This window comes from Bradyrhizobium australafricanum (assembly GCF_020329495.1).
Taxonomy (GTDB): domain Bacteria; phylum Pseudomonadota; class Alphaproteobacteria; order Rhizobiales; family Xanthobacteraceae; genus Bradyrhizobium; species Bradyrhizobium australafricanum.
Genome location: NZ_JAGKJL010000024.1, coordinates 75,578 through 90,764, shown reverse-complemented (window position 1 = coordinate 90,764; position 15,187 = coordinate 75,578). Strand labels below are relative to the sequence as shown.

The following is a 15,187-nucleotide window of genomic DNA, read 5'->3' as shown; positions in this document are numbered from 1 at the left end:
GAGATGGGTGAAAGTTTTGCCGCGCTGATGCCTGCTAACGCGTACAATTGGATCGCGGTATGGCGTCGAAACTTCTTGGCATGGAGGAAAGTCGCACTTGCATCGGTTCTCGGAAACCTCGCAGATCCTATAACCAACCTGTTTGGCCTTGGTTTTGGCCTCGGGCTAATCGTGGGCCGAGTTGAGGGGACTTCGTACATCGCGTTTTTGGCAGCGGGCATGGTCGCGACCAGCGCCATGACATCCGCGACCTTTGAAACCATGTATGCGACCTTTGCCCGGATGGGCGCCAATCGCACCTGGGAAGCAATCCTATCAACACAGCTCACGCTTGGCGATATTGTTCTGGGCGAATTGGTCTGGGCGGCCACTAAGTCCATTCTGGCCGGAACTGCAATCGGGATAGTCGCTGCCGTGCTGGGTTATGCTTCCTGGCCGTCCGTTTTGTATGTGATGCCGACGGTCGCCCTTACCGGCCTCGTCTTCGCCAGCCTGGCCATGGTCGTCATATCTCTTGCGCCAAGTTACGACTACTTCGTATTTTACCAGACGCTCATCATTACACCCATGGTGTTTCTGTGCGGTGCGGTCTTTCCGAACAGCCAGCTGCCGAGCTCCTTTCAGCACGTCGCGGGCTTGCTGCCGCTCGCACATTCGGTCGATCTCATTCGCCCAGCGATGCTTGAGCGCGCGGTCAGCGGCGGCGTTGCCGTCCATGTCGGTGCGCTTTGTATATACGCGGTGTTGCCCTTCTTTGTGTCGACGGCATTGTTTCGGCGGCGCCTGCTACGTTGACGAAATTGATGGCGCTTTTTGCACTGGTCGAGGCAGCGTGAACTGCAACAGGAGCGGCCGCGATAACATTAGAAGGACGCGATCAAGCTGGGTGCACGCCGCCGGTTCGGTCGATCGGTGGGGGAACTCCGAGCACCTCAATAGGCTAGCCGCTGGGCTTCGAGTGCACTGCGCAACAGCAATGGTTGTGCTGCATCGCCCGCGTGGCGGAGGGACAGACGATTTGGTTGGGGGGGCGGTTGGCCTTCCTGTCATGATAAATGGAGAGCGATATGTTGTGTCTAGGGGTGAGTGGCGGTCTGGATAGAATCTATGAAAGCTCGCCCGAGCTCCCCAATACGTTTCTGCACGATGCCGCTGCGGTTCTCGTGCGGGATGGCCGTGTGATCGCGGCCGTCGAAGAGGAGCGCCTCAATCGGGTCAAGCACTCCAACAAATTCCCGAGCAGTTCGATCCGGTACTGCCTTTCCACTGCAGGGGTCTCACTTGGTGAGATCGACCGCATCGCGTTCTACGCGACTGAAGCCTACTGCAACAGCATGCTTGAGTCGCTGTTTATGTCCCGGCCCAATCCATTGGACGCTAAACTGTTGCTGCGGCAGCTGCTCGCACGGGAGTTTGGCACCGAGGTCGATGCAGCGCGCGTGTTCTTCGTAAATCACCATGAAGCGCATGCCGCGAGCGCGTTTGCCATGTCCGGGTTTGAGCAAAGTCTCGTCTTTGCGGTCGATGGCGGAGGTGACTTTTGCTCAGGCCTGTTGGCGGTCGGGTCCGGCACCGAGATTACGCAACTCGCAAGCTTCCCGGAGCACAACTCTCTGGGGTTGTTCTATCTGGAGACAATCCGCTATCTTGGCTACGGCTTGTTTGATGAGTACAAGGTGATGGGGCTTGCTCCCTATGGCAATCCTGCTCCCTATCGGGAGCTCTTCGCGCAGTTCTACGAATTGTTAGACAATGGTGGCTATCGCATTCATCTGGACCGAATCGGCGGGGCCTTGATCCGCAACATCCAGATTCGGCGTAAGGGAATGCCATTCACGCAACAGCATCGAGATGTCAGCGCTTCGCTGCAGGAAGCGCTGGAGCGGATCGTCTTTCACATCCTGCGGCATCATCGCGAAGTGACGGGCATTACGCGTTTGTGCCTGGCGGGAGGGGTCGCCCACAATTGCACGGCAAACGGTAAGCTGCTCTATTCAGGGCTTTTTGACGATATCTTCGTTCAACCCGCGGCGCACGACGCCGGTTGCGCACTCGGCGCTGCATTGATGATGTCAAACGAGCTGGGCCGGCCCGCGCCGCGCGAGCGATTGTCGGACGTCTATTGGGGCCCCGATCTCGGGACCGAGCAAGCCGTAGAGCAGGAGCTCAATGCATGGTTCGGCCACCTCGATATTCAACGCAGTGATGACATAGCAGCCAGTGCGGCGGACTGGATGGCAAATGGCGCCGTGATCGGTTGGGCCCAGGGTCGTTCTGAGTTCGGGCCCCGTGCACTTGGTAACCGCAGCATTCTCGCCGACCCGCGGCCAGCGGAAAACAAGAACCGGATCAATGCGATGGTCAAGAAACGTGAGGGTTATCGTCCGTTTGCGCCGTCAGTGCTGGAGGAGGATGCAAGTCAGTTCTTTGAGCTGCCAGATGGCAAGCGGGAGTTTCCCTTCATGAACTTCGTGGTTCGTGTGCGTGAAGCCCACCATAGCGTGCTCGGTGCGGTCACGCACGTTGATGGTACCGCGCGATTGCAAACGGTCTCGCGCAAGACAAACCCTGCCTATTGGGATGTCATTAATGCATTCAAGAAGCGAACCGGCATCCCTGTTCTCCTAAACACGTCCTTTAACAACAATGCCGAGCCGATCGTGGAGTCCGTTTCAGACGCCATCGTCGCCTTTTTGACGACTGACCTGGACGGACTTGTGGTCGGGCCGTTCCTAGTCAAGAAGCGGACGGCAACGCTGGAAGACTGGTGTACACTGAGCGTTTCATTGCCTCCGTATGCATCCCTTCATCGTATTCGCTCCTACACAGCGGAAGATCGTCAGGAAACGGTTTGCGAGATCCGTATGGGACATTCGGGTCGCGACAGCATGCGTATCTCACATGAGCTCTTCGATCTGCTGATGCGGATCGAGGGGGATGCCTCGCTCGGCCGGCTTCTCGACACAGCCATGTTTGACCAAGCCAAGCGTGAAGACCTCGTAAAGGAACTGCGGCTCGCGTGGGAGCAGCGCATGGTTCGACTGCATCCGACACGCGCCGCTTGCCTCCGCATTGATGCTCAAGGCGCAGCATAACCGGCGCTCAAGGGTATGGTCAATTCTGCGAGGCCATGCCATCCGAGGCGAGTAATGACACAAGAGGCGTCCGGCCGAAATTCCGTATATCGGCGCACAGCTCTGAACAGAGGGAACGGAAAGGGTTGATAGAACCCGCCATAAGGATAGCGCTGCTATGAAGTTCTACCGACGCAACTCGTTCGCAGCACAAGTGCCGACGATAACATCGGCCGAGATCGTATGTGAGGTGTCTCCAATGACGTCTCTTGTTCAACCAGGAGCCCGGAAGAAGGCAATGCAGATGCTTGGCGGTTCGAAAGATGATCGCTTCGTTGTTTCCCGACGACGTACCGGGTTGGGCGACTGTCTGTGGTCGTTGGCGGCAGCTTGGCGTTTTGCGCAGCGGACCGGACGGAACCTGGTCATCGATTGGCGCGGGTCCTGTTATCTTGATCAACCATTCACCAACGCCTTTCCGGTTTTCTTCGAACCAGTTCAAGAGATTGGCGGTGTAAGGGTGATCTGCGATAACCAGATCAATGAGCGCTCATTTCCGCGGCCATTCTTCCCGGCATGGTGGAACAGGCCGACCATTGACTGCGTCTATCGGCCGGATGAGCAGATTTTCCGGGAACGCGACGAACTCGATCAACTGTTTCAAAGCGAGCAAGATTGCGATGCAAATACGGTCGTATGTGACGCCTGCTTGATGTGGCGCTGCGATGAGGAAGCTGAACGAGAGATCTTTCGGAGTATCAAGCCGCGATCCGAAGTGCGGGCGCGGATCGATGCCATCTTCCGTGAGCACTTTGACCCGTACAGCGTGATCGGCATTCACGTCCGGCACGGCAACGGCGAAGATATTATGGGGCATGCGCCCTACTGGGCTGATCCGGAGCGCGCCTTGCGACAGGTCTGTGATGCCATTGATAAGGCGAAGGCGTTGCCGCATGCAAAACCGATCAGGGCATTCCTGTGCACGGACAGCGCGGTCGTACTTGAGAAGGTGTCAGCACTGTTTCCCGATGTTTTCACGATCCCAAAGCGCTTCCAGGCGCCTCAAGCCGGGCCTTTGCATAGTGCGGCACTCGGAGCCGAGGGCGGCGTTTCCGCCCTGATCGAGATGTATCTCCTTGCGCGATGCGACACTGTGATCCGTTTTCCGCCGACGAGCGCCTTCACACGTTATGCGCGCCTCTGTGCGCCGCGCGTGATAGAGTTCGATTTGAACGATCCGAGCCGATTGATCTTGATTGAGGAGCCATCACAAGAGCTCGTGGCTTCATGAAAGTTGTAACCCGTTTCATCGACCTGATGGACCGCTTTTTGCATCGAGCAGTACTGCCGGTGTTTTTCCGCGCGGCAACTGCTTGTCAAAACCGACACTCCAGCGACCCCTTGCACTGGGGAAAAGAAAGATGCGGCGGTCGGAAGACATCCGCTGAAGCTCGAACTCGACAAGAGTGGCCGTAGTGCACTGCCACCGCGTTAGACGGGTGGGCATCGGGCCTCGGCTTCGACACGCGCGGGCCGAAGCTGAAAGGCTTTCGTGGCTGCTGGCGGATTAAGTTATCGAATGGTCCGACGTCGAGCCGGCGAGGTCCTTTGCAGCCGCCGGCCACTCGCTCGCGCTGACCAGCACTTCGGGACCACGGTATCGGGCTGGACCATTCAGCGTCCTAGGCTAGCTTCTTGATGCGAGATACCTGACGTATTGAGGTGTCGCGTAAGGTTTCGGATCACAAAGACGACCGGCATCTCCGCCATTCTGAATGATCGTTGTATCGACGAGTGACGGGCGCTGTTTGTCCGCTGCGTCCCTCGGCTCGGCGATCACAAGAGCGCGACTGAGTGTTGGTCTGAGCAGTAGACAGAGTAGACTCAGGAGTGTGTGGGCGATGCACCATCGCTGTCGTAAAGCGCACGCGCCGTGTCTCGAATCCGCCAAGCGTTTGGCATGCGCGACATTAGGACGCAAAACCGGAGCGTCTTTGCGTGCATCGTAGTGGCCCAAATCCTGCTACGCGTTTGCCAGCGGCGCTACAGGAGGGGACGCGGGCGTGGGCTTCGATCTACCAAATGACGATCTAGTCGCAGGTCCGCTGCCTGAGACACATTTGAGCTGTCCCTTTCACGCCGATAAAGCCCGCGTCCATCGTGGTGAACAAAAGGCGATGTTGCTGACCGGGGCGTCGCGTGGAATCGGTCATGCCACCGCCAAGCTGTTTTCGGAGGCAGGCTGGCGCATCATTTCTTGCGCGCGGCAGCCGTTCGACGGCGAGCGGTGCCCGTGGGAGTCCGGGCGCGAGGATCATGTCCAGGTCGACCTCAGCAATCATCAAGCGCTGCCGCGCTTGATCACTGAGGTGAGGGAACGTTTGGCGGGCGCACCTTTGCACGCGCTAGTGAACAATGCCGGCATCTCGCCGAAGGCGCCAGATGGAGACCGGCTGACCTCGTTGTCGACGTCAACCGAAACCTGGATGAGAGTGTTCCATTTGAATCTGGTGGCCCCGATCCTGCTGGCACGGGGTCTATTTGACGAGTTAAGGGCCGCATCAGGGTCGATTGTCAACGTGACATCGATCGCTGGTTCGCGGGTGCACCCTTTTGCCGGCAGCGCTTATGCGACGTCGAAAGCTGCACTTGCGAGCCTCACACGCGAAATGGCCCACGATTATGCGCCGCATGGTATTCGCGTGAACGCAATCGCGCCCGGCGAGATCAGGACGGACATGTTGTCGCCCGATACGGAAGCGCGTCTCGTGCCAAACATTCCGCTGCGCAGAGTGGGAATGCCCGACGAAGTGGCCAAGGTTATCTTCTTCTTATGTTCGGATGCCGCAAGCTATGTCACGGGCGCCGAGGTGCCGATCAATGGTGGGCAACATCTGTGAATCGAGCAAGCTGGCAACGCAGCTGTCTTGAGTTTCAGCTCTGAAGCTCTTGTTCCACGCTACGTCACCCACCCATTCCGAAAAAGTGAAATCACGGCACCGTAGAGTTACCGTCGTGCCATGAAGGTGTTACGCTTCTATGTCATCTCGTCAACTCGTAGCCCTAAACTGAGCATGACATGCAAAACGAAGTTCGTAAACTTGAACAAGGTGAGAGGGAGGATGATCAAGAAAACGGAGACCGCCTCATGCTGCATATTGCTTCCGCGCGCGAAAGACCTGTCTCTCACGCAGAGACGGAGCGCGAGCTCTCGGGCGAGCCGCTGGGCGAAAGCGCGCTGACCGGCATCTTCGAGATATCGAAGGTACTCACCGCTCCCTGCCGGCTCGAAGTCACGTTGGCCAACGTCGTGGGCCTTCTGCAATCGTTCGTGCAGATGCGACACGGTATCGTCTCACTGTTCGACGATGACGGGATGCCGGACATCACGGTGGGTGCCGGTTGGAGCGAAGGCAGCGACGAACGCTACCGGATGCGCCTGCCGCGGAAGGCAATCGACCAGATCGTTGCGACCGACAGGCCTCTTGTCGCCGAGAGCGTGGCAGCGGAATCGGCGTTCAGCGCAGCTGACCTGGAAGTGCTCGGGGCCTCGGAAAATATGCCGGTGTCGTTCATCGGAGTTCCGATCCGGATTGACCCCAAAGTCGTGGGTACGTTGACGGTCGACCGAGTCCGTGACGATAGGTCGAACCTCCGGCTCGATTATGATGCGCGGCTGCTCGCCATGATCGCCAACCTAGTGGGACAGGCAGTGAGGCTGCATCGCTTGGTCGCCTGCGACCGCGAGCGGCTGATGGCGGAGAAGGACCGTCTGCAAAAGCAATTGTTCGAGCTTAGGCAGCCGCCACGGGAACGTAAGAAGCTGCCCATCCATGGGATCATCGGCGACAGCCCGGCGCTGCGGGGGTTGCTCGAGAAGATCGCAGTCGTCGCCAAATCGAACAGCACGGTTCTGCTGCGCGGCGAATCCGGTACCGGAAAGGAACTTGTAGCCAAGGCCATTCACGAATCATCTTCCCGCGCCAAGCGGCCGTTCGTTAAGCTGAACTGCGCGGCACTCCCCGAGACGGTGCTGGAATCCGAATTGTTCGGTCATGAGAAGGGTGCCTTTACTGGCGCGTTCAGCTTGCGTAAGGGGCGCTTCGAGCTTGCTGACAAAGGGACGTTGTTTCTTGACGAGATAGGCGAGATCTCAGCGCCGTTCCAGGCGAAGTTGCTGCGCGTCCTGCAGGAGCAGGAGTTCGAACGGGTCGGCAGCAACCAGACTATCAAAGTCGATGTTCGAGTGATCGCTGCGACCAACAAGAATCTTGAAGAGGCTGTGGCAAGAAGCGAGTTTCGCGCGGATCTTTACTATCGCATCAGCGTCGTTCCCTTGCTGCTGCCACCGCTGCGCGAAAGACGCAGTGACATTCCGCTGCTGGCCGGCGAGTTTCTCAGGAATTTCAACAACGAGAATGGCCGCGCGCTGACCTTGGAGGCGAGTGCGATCGATGTGCTGATGAACTGCGGCTTTCCGGGCAATGTCCGTGAGCTCGAGAACTGTATCGAGCGCACAGCGACCCTGTCGTCCGGACCATCGATCGTGAGAAATGACTTTGCATGTTGCCATGGTCAGTGCCTTTCCGCGATGCTCTGGAAAAGTACATCGGAGGAGGCGACAGTCCAGCCGGCACCGACCGTGCCGGTGCCGGCCAAGCCGATCACTTCGCTGTCTGAAGCGGCTGCGCTGGTCCCGCCCGTCGGCAGCGAACTGGCCTCGCTGGCGCCTCCCGGCACAGTTCTCGTAAGTGGCGCAAAGATGGCCGATCGCGAGCGGGTCATTGCGGCCATGGAAAAATCTGGTTGGGTGCAGGCAAAAGCCGCGCGCTTGCTCGGACTAACGCCGCGCCAGATTGGCTACGCGCTGAGGAAGTACGGAATCGAGATTAAACGGTTCTGAAGCGCAGTCCTGTGAGAGGACAATGGGGTTTCGGGGACGCATCCAATGAGATCGAATCGGAGGCGCGTCCGGCCTCGGCGGCAGATTACCATGCGTGACAGGATCAGCTCGCCTGCGATGTCGGTTTGGTAAGGCGACGCGCGACGGCGGTCCATCTTGAGCGCGGGAGCATCAGAACCACGTGGGAATTGGTCGGCCTCGCCCCAGGGCAAGAGGCTTCAGTTATGAGCATCGCGCGATTCTGCCCGCGTCTGTTGGAAACGGAGGTGATCTCGCAAGCGGTCTTGGCGTCACTCACTTGGCGTTCGTAGCTGGATGGCGCTGTCGCAGCTCCGACGCGCGTCGGTATCTTTCGTCCGGAGCAGCGAGCTAGGTGTTTAGTTCCGGCGTTTGCCGGAGCGGCTTGAGTCTGAACCGTTCTGGGAAGAGTCCCGCATTGCAGATATATTAGAGTGTGAGACCCTTCAGGGTTTTCAGCCGCCCCTCGCCACCGCGCGTTAAACTTGTCGGCTTTTCCGCGAGGCCACATGTTCTATTGACGAGGGCCTCACGCCAAGCTTTTCGAACAGAGGTCGAAGCGATGATGGAGTAAACACAAGCGGAGCTCGCGTTTGCGCGAGCAATTGTTATCAATTTCTCGCGCATGCAGAGGAAATCCGGTCGAAGGGCCTGTCCTTACATGCGGGGCCAAGGCAGTTACTTATTACGGCGAAGCATCTTAGCCGGTCGGTCAGTCACTCCATTAGACGAATTCAAAGAAGATTGAGTTGATCAGCTGTAAAGGCCGCTTGGGTCCGTCTGCTCGCCCCCAGTTTTCGCATAGCGTTTTTGATATGAAAATTGACGGTATTCTCGCTGATTTCTAGGATTTTCCCGATTGCCCATGAGGATTTGCCCTCTTTCACCCAGCGCAGACAGGTGATCTCGCGTTGTGAAAGTGCAACCCGTTTGTCACCGCCGCTGCTAGAGGGGCGAGCAATCTCGCGATAGGCGATGTGAAAGTGCCAGGCTAGTGTGTTTAGATGGCCGATGCGATCCTGAGGATCAGCGTCATCGAAGGGTGATGCGAAGGACGCAACCGATACTTGCCCCAATGGACCAAATAATGGCACGCTCATCCCATGCTTCAGGCCTGCGTCCCTCGCCTCCTCGAGCACGCGTTTCTCGTCGGGCTGAAGTTGATAGTGATCAGCGAGACGATCCCAAAGGAACGGTCGCGAAAGAGTCGGTGTTCGCCGGACCACCGGATCGATCGTATGGTATTTGCGTTTGAAATATCGGTCGCACCACTCGGGTGGCCACTTCACAGCGACTGCGGGCGGTGGACACTCGCTAAGCTGGAGCGGCGCGTCGAAATTAAGCGTCCCGTAGGCAACTTCACTGAATCCCTCCTTCGTGGCAAAGTTTACCAGGAGATCGAACAACGCTTTGAGCGAATGCGTCTGGCTTGCGCATTCGGTGAAACTAAAAAGATCCATGATCGTAGCCTTGCAGGCCCATTCAGGACTATCAGTGTGTGGAGTGGCGCTTGTTTCAGGGCGAGTTAAATTCCGTTCCATGGCCTGCACTCTTACCTTTTGTCTTCATGAGAGCTTAGGGACGCCCACGTCGCTTTGCGTCACACTGATCCCGGAGTTTGTTATCCTTCCCCAAGCTGTGCCGGCACAATCGTGCCGTCAAAGAGCGGAGCTTCTGTTCCTGTCCTTCGCGGAGATGCTGAACGTCGCGGTTCGGGATTCAGTTGAGAGAGAGCGCGCTGGTGAACCAGGCGGTGCGCCGCTCGGCCCATACGGTGCTGACATCAATCCTCTACGTGCCGCCGAACCCAACAGCAGCGTCATTCTTCTTACTCCCCTTGCGAGTGGGACCGTGAGCGATTCGCTGATGCTGCTTTCTTGGATGGTCTCATGGATGCGGCCGTCGAGCAGCACGGTGACCGTTTCATGATGGCGGACGCCTGCGCAGGTGCGTTGGAGACGTCCAGCGCACATGAAGAACCCATGACGCAGATGATCCCCGCGCTGAAGGTGCAACGGGAGATACGCACAGTAGCGAGAGCTGCTTGATCCAGAGGATACTTTGCATGCGCATCTCCAAAGGGGAGAAATCGTGAATCTAACACAGCAACTGTCGTGCCAACTGCAGAGCTAGTAAAAAGCAGGCTGGAAACAATGGCTTCCGGGCAAGTCGGGTCCGGAGAATCGCGAACGCATTGCGGTAATAGTGACATCCGAGGAAAACGCGACGCACCATTTGCGTAAGCTTAGGCACAAGTTGGCCCAAACCACGAAGAGGGTAGCTTGCGACCCTCGCCCTCTCTTCCAACCGGTCGGAAAAAGGAAGCGTCCCCTCTCACAGCCCGGTCAAGTGCGAATACTGCCAATTGAAGAGCCGATCGAGGTAGACCGTCTGTCCGCTTCTTCCGGTGAAATGGCCGACTCTACACTGCGCGCACGAGAGTTGCTAGGCCTACCGAGCCGTTTCTCGGCGAAGGTGCCCATTTTGGCAAGATTTGTGTGACCTTTTGATCGAAAGTAGGTCGTTGAATCGTAGGACTGTCGTTGAGGCGGCTCGCCCTATACAGCTCTTCTCGTCGAAGACAGGCCCGTTCGGCACTGCGCGTGGCGTTGCCTCAACGTGGTTGGGACACTCCTGAACTGGATCGTAGGTCGTTGGTATAAGCTGGTCGATCTCGATTATCAGTGGCGGTCTCGGTGCTCGGATCGATCGTGTGTGTTACGTCCGGATCGACGAGGCCGCCGTCGGGTCCCAGATAGGGCGCGGCGACATGGAGCGGCTGGCTGAGGTCGCCGACAAGATGCGCGAGCATGAAAAGGGCTTCACGTTTGCTCTTGATATCGAACGGCGGCGGCGCGGGTCTGTCGAGGAGGACCGCGATCGCGGCGTTGATCGCCGCGACCAGATCGTGGTCGTTGGTGCCGGCGTAGTTCCTGTCGAAGCGGTCCCTCTGAACCGCAACGTCGTCGAAGTGATACGTGTTGTGGCAGCCGGTGTTGGCGCTAGTGTTCGGCACCTCGGGATACACGCAATTCACCCAGTTCCTTCCGACGTAGTCGATCATCGCGGAATGGTCGTTCGAAAATGCCTTACAGGGCTTGTCGTATTCCTCCTTAGAGTCTGACTCATAAATCACCCAACCTTACCAGCAGCGGCAAGTCTGCGGGTCAGGAGCCTCATGTGTGCAACCAGCAGCCAGGCAGCTTCGGTTGCCACCGTCGCCTCGAAGTCCTTGGCGAGGCGGCGGCATCTGCCGAACCAAGCGAATGTGCGTTCAACCACCCACCGCCTCGGCAGAAGCTGGAAGCCTTTGACGCCTTGAGGCCGCTCGACGATCTCGACAGTCCATGGACCGCAGTCTGAGAGCGCGTCGAGGAGTTGATTTCCGCGGTAAATCCGGTCGGCAAAGACGTGGCGCAGCCGGGGGAAGTTCATCCGCACGTTCTTCAGCAGCGGTACGGCGCCATGGCAGTCCTGAACGTTGGCCGGATGAACATGAACCCCCGAGGAGGAGGCCATTGGTATCCGTCACAATATGCCGCTTACGGCCGTAGATGCGCTTGCCTGCATCGTAGCCGCGCGGTCCGCCAGCTTGCGTGGTCGGCGCACTTTGACTGTCGATCACGGCTGCCGTCGGCTTCGGTGCGCGTCCAAGCTTTTTCCGCGCCCGTCGGACAAGGACACTGACAATCCTCTGCCACCGGCCTGTATCCCGCCATCTATAAAAATAGCCCTGCACCGTCGAGTAGGGCGGGAACTCCCGCGGCAACGCCCGCCACTGGCAGCCGGTCGAAACGATATAGAGGATCGCTTCCACCACACGACGCAGCTTTGTCTTACGCGGCCGGCCGCGCCGGTTCGCTCGCGGCAACAGGCGTCTGATCAGCGCCCATTCCGCATCGGTCATATCGCTTGCATAACGCAGATCGTCCCGCCGATATTGCTCCCGAGTGATCTTGGTCCAGGGCATCGTGCTCTCCCTCGAATCTTTGCAAATCCGATGGAATCACACCCCACTGAGATCACTCACCCCATTTTTCAGTCAGGCTCTTAGGTGGAGAATAGGACAGCGTTCCGTCCGGCTGCTTGCGGACGCTCTTCACGCAGTCGAGCCACGGACCTGCTTCGCGCAGTCCGACGCCCAGGAGCAGCTTCACCTGCCGGGACGCGTTCACGGTCAGCAACTGGTCGGCGATGGAGCCCACGATCTGATGCCCCGTGGCGTTCCACGCGAACGCCCCTTGCGGGAGCAGAAGGGCGACCAGGAGGGAGAATGTTGCTGCAAGTCTCGACATGATGCGGCGGTCCTCGTTCGTTGGTCAAAATTGGTCAGGCCGGACGGGCTGCGGCATTGACGATCGTGTCGGCGAGTGCTTCGGCCATTCGGCGCGCGCTCCAATCGCTGTGATGCAGCCGGTCGCCGTCCCGCGGATCGACGATGCGATCGAAGGAGACGTGCTCCACGAGGTGCCAACGCCGCATCATGTCGTAGCGCCGGAATACGTTGACCGGTAGCCCGCGGCTTCGGCGGCGGATTTGATCAGATCAACCATTCGCTCGCCGGCTTCCTTCGTATCGGCCGGTGTAAGTAGCGCGGGCACGTATTGGGGATCCATCAGGATTACGTCCGCGCCGAGCTGCGAGAGCATCGCGAGGCCGTCGGAAATCGCTTCGACAGCTACGCCGAGGTCATATCCCTTCCAGGCAGCATTCGTGCCGACCTGCCAGATGACCACGCTCGGCCGCTCGCCGATGACGTCCCTCTGCAACCGCTTCCCTTCATCGGGTGCCTCTTCGCCGCCCACGCCGCGATTGAGGACGTCGAAGACGTGGCCTTGGTACCTTTGGCGCAGGGCGCTCTCGAGACGTTGCGGGTAAGGGACGATGTCACCTTCGACGGCGGTCGCGGACGAACCTATGGCGACGATCTTGATCGCGCGGATGCCGGCCAAGCGCTCCGACGGAGTTAACAACCGGTGCTGGAAAGCCGTGAATTTTACGGGAACGGCAGTCGTGGAGGGCGCTTCGGCCATGCGAGGACCTCGGAAATGTCACCCAGTCTGGAGGCCAAGTACGACAATCGGATTACAGATGCGTAATAAGTTGTGAAACCCTTCGAACGCTACCGGTGCTACGGAGACAATTCCAGTCCGTCGTCGAGCCAAAATGCGGTCTCCACAAGACGCTCGTGGTATATTCGCTGCTCGAACCGGAAATGTCCGAAGCGTACCAAGCGAGCCGATCCTGACGCCTGCCACGTCGACCCGCTCGTCCCGTATTTGTCTCTTCTCAGGACGCGGACGCCAAGCAGCGCCAAGCATGACGTCCACGCACGCAATAACACTAGTGAATCCGGGAACGGGCGGTGCCGGCTATCCTTGTTTTCCACTAAATGGGGGCGCTCTCCGATGTTCGACGTTCAGACTGCCGCGCTGCTGCGCGCAATTCTCGACGATGTCTGCCAAACCGTGTCGCGCTACGAAACCGGCACCCGGACGCATGTTGCCGCAAAGATACTCGAAGCGGCAAGGCAGGGCCAAACGACGCCCGATAGCTTGATGCGGGTCGGCCGCAAGGCGCTGAGTGACGCCCCCACGATGTGGCGGTGAGGCGCTCCTCGGATTACTGAGACTCGAGAAGTCGCGCTGCGGGGCCGAGCCGTCCGCGCGCGATTTATATTGCAACCGCTGCGCGATGGCCTCGTCGCACTTGCCCTTTTGGACGCCTTACAGAAGGGCTAGGGGCAGGGAAATGAACCACAACGCGTTGATGCGCGCGCTTTTCTCCGAATACGTGATCAACGGAGCCGGACAGAACTCATCAAACAAGCCGAAAGCCTTGCGGCGGAGGCTCGATTGGAACCCCTCGCGAGCTGCCCGATTCGCCCGAGTTCGCCGAACACCCGACGGATCCTCTCGGTTAGCTTTTTTGCTCCCTCTCGCCTTGACCCTAATGCTGCCTTCCAGTGCCATTCCAGTCTGCCCGCGTTGCAAGAGGCCGATGACCTTAAGACGCGATGCTGATCGTCCCTCGAGGCGGCGCCCTTCAAATGCGAATCCACCGGCTGAGTTCACTCTGTAACAAAGCCGGGCCGGGAGGTGGGCAAGCTCCGGCCAGAAAAGCGAGCCCAGTACCCGCAACATCACTGAAAGCCCGATATCGGGCGGTCAAGAGCCGAGTAGATCGCGGACAACCTTCCGCGTCACTGTTGCACCGACGGCCCGCGACTACGAGACCCGTCGATGCAAATTCTGGACGAAAGCGAAAAGCGACGAACTGCGCTGGCTACTCGAAACACGGTGCGGCACCGCCAACCGTCGATCAAGAGGACCAATCCTCCACACCGGGCTGAGGTTTTAAAGCGTGAATACGGTCAGCACATTCGCTTGTAATCTGCACGTATCCTCGCCACATGGAATAGTTCCTCTCCGCATAGTAGTGCCGACGAGCCGTAGGGCGCGTCCGGCTGAGATCGGCCATGCAGGTTTTGCTCGCTCGCGCCCCTCGGGCGGCCGTAAGCCTGCCAGGTTGAACCTTTGAAAGCATGGCTCCTGCGGGGCCAAACTCGATGCAGCAACAATCTGGCAAATCACTTCAGCGGTCCATGCCGCCGCCGAGTCTTGGCAAGACTAAGAGTTTTCGTTCGTCGAGTGCAACACAATGGCAGCTCTCTAGGAATTGCCCGCCGCGCCTTTCTCAGGACTTGCTCTGGTCGACCGATGGGTGAGCAATGGTCCGGGGTTCGATGTCCGCTGACATAGACTCGACTATCTCGATGACGCGTCGACGGTCGGCAGAAGTTCGCAGCGCACGAAAAGCTGTGACGGAAGGTCTGTGCGACCTCGTCAGAGCTGTTCTTAGGCGACAAGGGGGCTCCATACGCGACTAAAGCTTAGAATCGCCCGATCCCCAATGCAAACAGGGAGTCAATCATAATAATGCGGACAGGACATGGATGCGAGGGCAGCCGCGGGAAATGTGAGTTTGCGTCACTGGGTGGCCAAGCAGGAATCTGATCACGTCGCGAGGCTCCGGAAGGTAAGGCGCCGCATCCTTCACCGCGAGCACGACTGGAGAAGGGGTGGGCGGCGGCAGATCGATGCGCGAAGGCTGGAGCTCCGTCTCGCGGGAGCCGGCTGCCGACATCCGTCGAATATTCGAAGCCGACGCGCGCCATGTACTGGGTCGCATT

At 58.7% G+C, this 15,187-nt stretch carries 13 protein-coding genes; 7 read left to right on the top strand and 6 right to left on the bottom strand.

Features of this window, described 5'->3' with window-relative positions; translation table 11 throughout:
- Positions 1-3 precede the first annotated feature (3 nt).
- The 5 genes from J6525_RS22175 to nifA all read left to right on the top strand — a co-directional run bounded on the left by J6525_RS22175 (position 4) and on the right by nifA (position 7,977).
- Positions 4-795, top strand: a complete 792-nt coding sequence (locus tag J6525_RS22175) for a nodulation factor ABC transporter permease subunit NodJ (protein WP_057021399.1) — start codon at positions 4-6, stop codon at positions 793-795.
- Positions 796-1,067: 272 nt separating this feature from the next.
- Positions 1,068-3,095 carry a carbamoyltransferase family protein gene (locus J6525_RS22170; RefSeq protein WP_225646298.1) on the top strand — a complete coding sequence of 676 codons (2,028 nt, stop codon included), beginning with the start codon at positions 1,068-1,070 and terminating at the stop codon, positions 3,093-3,095.
- Positions 3,096-3,252: 157 nt separating this feature from the next.
- Positions 3,253-4,365 (top strand): nodulation protein NodZ, encoded by a 1,113-nt coding sequence (locus J6525_RS22165; RefSeq protein WP_156436609.1) that lies wholly within the window; start codon positions 3,253-3,255, stop codon positions 4,363-4,365.
- A 772-nt stretch (positions 4,366-5,137) separates the two neighbouring features.
- Positions 5,138-5,974: an SDR family NAD(P)-dependent oxidoreductase gene (locus J6525_RS22160; protein WP_225646268.1), complete on the top strand. Its 837-nt coding sequence runs from the start codon at positions 5,138-5,140 to the stop codon at positions 5,972-5,974.
- A 179-nt stretch (positions 5,975-6,153) separates the two neighbouring features.
- Positions 6,154-7,977, top strand: coding sequence for a nif-specific transcriptional activator NifA (nifA, locus tag J6525_RS22155; protein WP_225646267.1), 1,824 nt, complete (start codon positions 6,154-6,156; stop codon positions 7,975-7,977).
- A gap of 752 nt (positions 7,978-8,729) precedes the next feature.
- Here nifA and J6525_RS22150 read toward each other — a convergent pair.
- The gene (locus tag J6525_RS22150; RefSeq protein ID WP_225646266.1) at positions 8,730-9,455 is read right to left on the bottom strand and encodes a LuxR family transcriptional regulator; all 726 of its coding nucleotides are present in this window, start codon (positions 9,453-9,455) and stop codon (positions 8,730-8,732) included.
- Between the two features lie 429 nt (positions 9,456-9,884).
- Here J6525_RS22150 and J6525_RS22145 point away from each other — a divergent pair, with 429 nt between their 5' ends.
- Positions 9,885-10,043, top strand: a complete 159-nt coding sequence (locus J6525_RS22145; RefSeq protein WP_225646265.1) for a hypothetical protein — start codon at positions 9,885-9,887, stop codon at positions 10,041-10,043.
- A gap of 566 nt (positions 10,044-10,609) precedes the next feature.
- On the opposite strand, the gene J6525_RS22140 is transcribed toward J6525_RS22145, so the two are convergent.
- The 5 genes from J6525_RS22140 to J6525_RS22120 form a co-directional block, all read right to left on the bottom strand.
- Positions 10,610-11,059, bottom strand: a complete 450-nt coding sequence (locus tag J6525_RS22140; protein WP_225646264.1) for a S1/P1 nuclease — start codon at positions 11,057-11,059, stop codon at positions 10,610-10,612.
- A gap of 68 nt (positions 11,060-11,127) precedes the next feature.
- A protein-coding gene (locus tag J6525_RS22135; RefSeq protein WP_225646263.1) for an IS5 family transposase occupies positions 11,128-11,965 on the bottom strand; the annotation gives its coding sequence in 2 pieces (ribosomal slippage) (positions 11,128-11,499 and positions 11,501-11,965; 837 coding nt in all).
- A 52-nt stretch (positions 11,966-12,017) separates the two neighbouring features.
- Positions 12,018-12,290 (bottom strand): hypothetical protein, encoded by a 273-nt coding sequence (locus J6525_RS22130; RefSeq protein WP_225646262.1) that lies wholly within the window; start codon positions 12,288-12,290, stop codon positions 12,018-12,020.
- Positions 12,291-12,324: 34 nt separating this feature from the next.
- Positions 12,325-12,480: a hypothetical protein gene (locus J6525_RS22125; protein ID WP_225646261.1), complete on the bottom strand. Its 156-nt coding sequence runs from the start codon at positions 12,478-12,480 to the stop codon at positions 12,325-12,327.
- On the bottom strand, positions 12,477-13,028 hold the full coding sequence (locus J6525_RS22120) for an SGNH/GDSL hydrolase family protein (RefSeq protein WP_225646260.1): 552 nt from the start codon (positions 13,026-13,028) through the stop codon (positions 12,477-12,479). Before J6525_RS22120 ends, J6525_RS22125 begins: the two co-directional genes overlap by 4 nt.
- Positions 13,029-13,403: 375 nt before the next feature.
- Between J6525_RS22120 and J6525_RS22115 the strand changes: the two genes are divergently transcribed.
- Positions 13,404-13,604, top strand: coding sequence for a hypothetical protein (locus J6525_RS22115; protein WP_225646259.1), 201 nt, complete (start codon positions 13,404-13,406; stop codon positions 13,602-13,604).
- The last annotated feature ends 1,583 nt before the right edge of the window (positions 13,605-15,187 follow it).

Excerpts from the sequence above, each read along its gene's own strand:
- J6525_RS22150 (WP_225646266.1), bottom strand. The coding sequence starts at position 9,455 with ATGGATCTTTTTAGTTTCACCGAATGCGCAAGCCAGACGCATTCGCTC.
- J6525_RS22175 (WP_057021399.1), top strand. The coding sequence starts at position 4 with ATGGGTGAAAGTTTTGCCGCGCTGATGCCTGCTAACGCGTACAATTGG.
- J6525_RS22170 (WP_225646298.1), top strand. The coding sequence starts at position 1,068 with ATGTTGTGTCTAGGGGTGAGTGGCGGTCTGGATAGAATCTATGAAAGC.
- J6525_RS22140 (WP_225646264.1), bottom strand. The coding sequence starts at position 11,059 with ATGATCGACTACGTCGGAAGGAACTGGGTGAATTGCGTGTATCCCGAG.
- nifA (WP_225646267.1), top strand. The coding sequence starts at position 6,154 with ATGCAAAACGAAGTTCGTAAACTTGAACAAGGTGAGAGGGAGGATGAT.
- J6525_RS22130 (WP_225646262.1), bottom strand. The coding sequence starts at position 12,290 with ATGTCGAGACTTGCAGCAACATTCTCCCTCCTGGTCGCCCTTCTGCTC.
- J6525_RS22145 (WP_225646265.1), top strand. The coding sequence starts at position 9,885 with ATGGATGCGGCCGTCGAGCAGCACGGTGACCGTTTCATGATGGCGGAC.
- J6525_RS22125 (WP_225646261.1), bottom strand. The coding sequence starts at position 12,480 with ATGATGCGGCGTTGGCACCTCGTGGAGCACGTCTCCTTCGATCGCATC.
- J6525_RS22115 (WP_225646259.1), top strand. The coding sequence starts at position 13,404 with ATGTTCGACGTTCAGACTGCCGCGCTGCTGCGCGCAATTCTCGACGAT.
- J6525_RS22165 (WP_156436609.1), top strand. The coding sequence starts at position 3,253 with ATGAAGTTCTACCGACGCAACTCGTTCGCAGCACAAGTGCCGACGATA.
- J6525_RS22120 (WP_225646260.1), bottom strand. The coding sequence starts at position 13,028 with ATGGCCGAAGCGCCCTCCACGACTGCCGTTCCCGTAAAATTCACGGCT.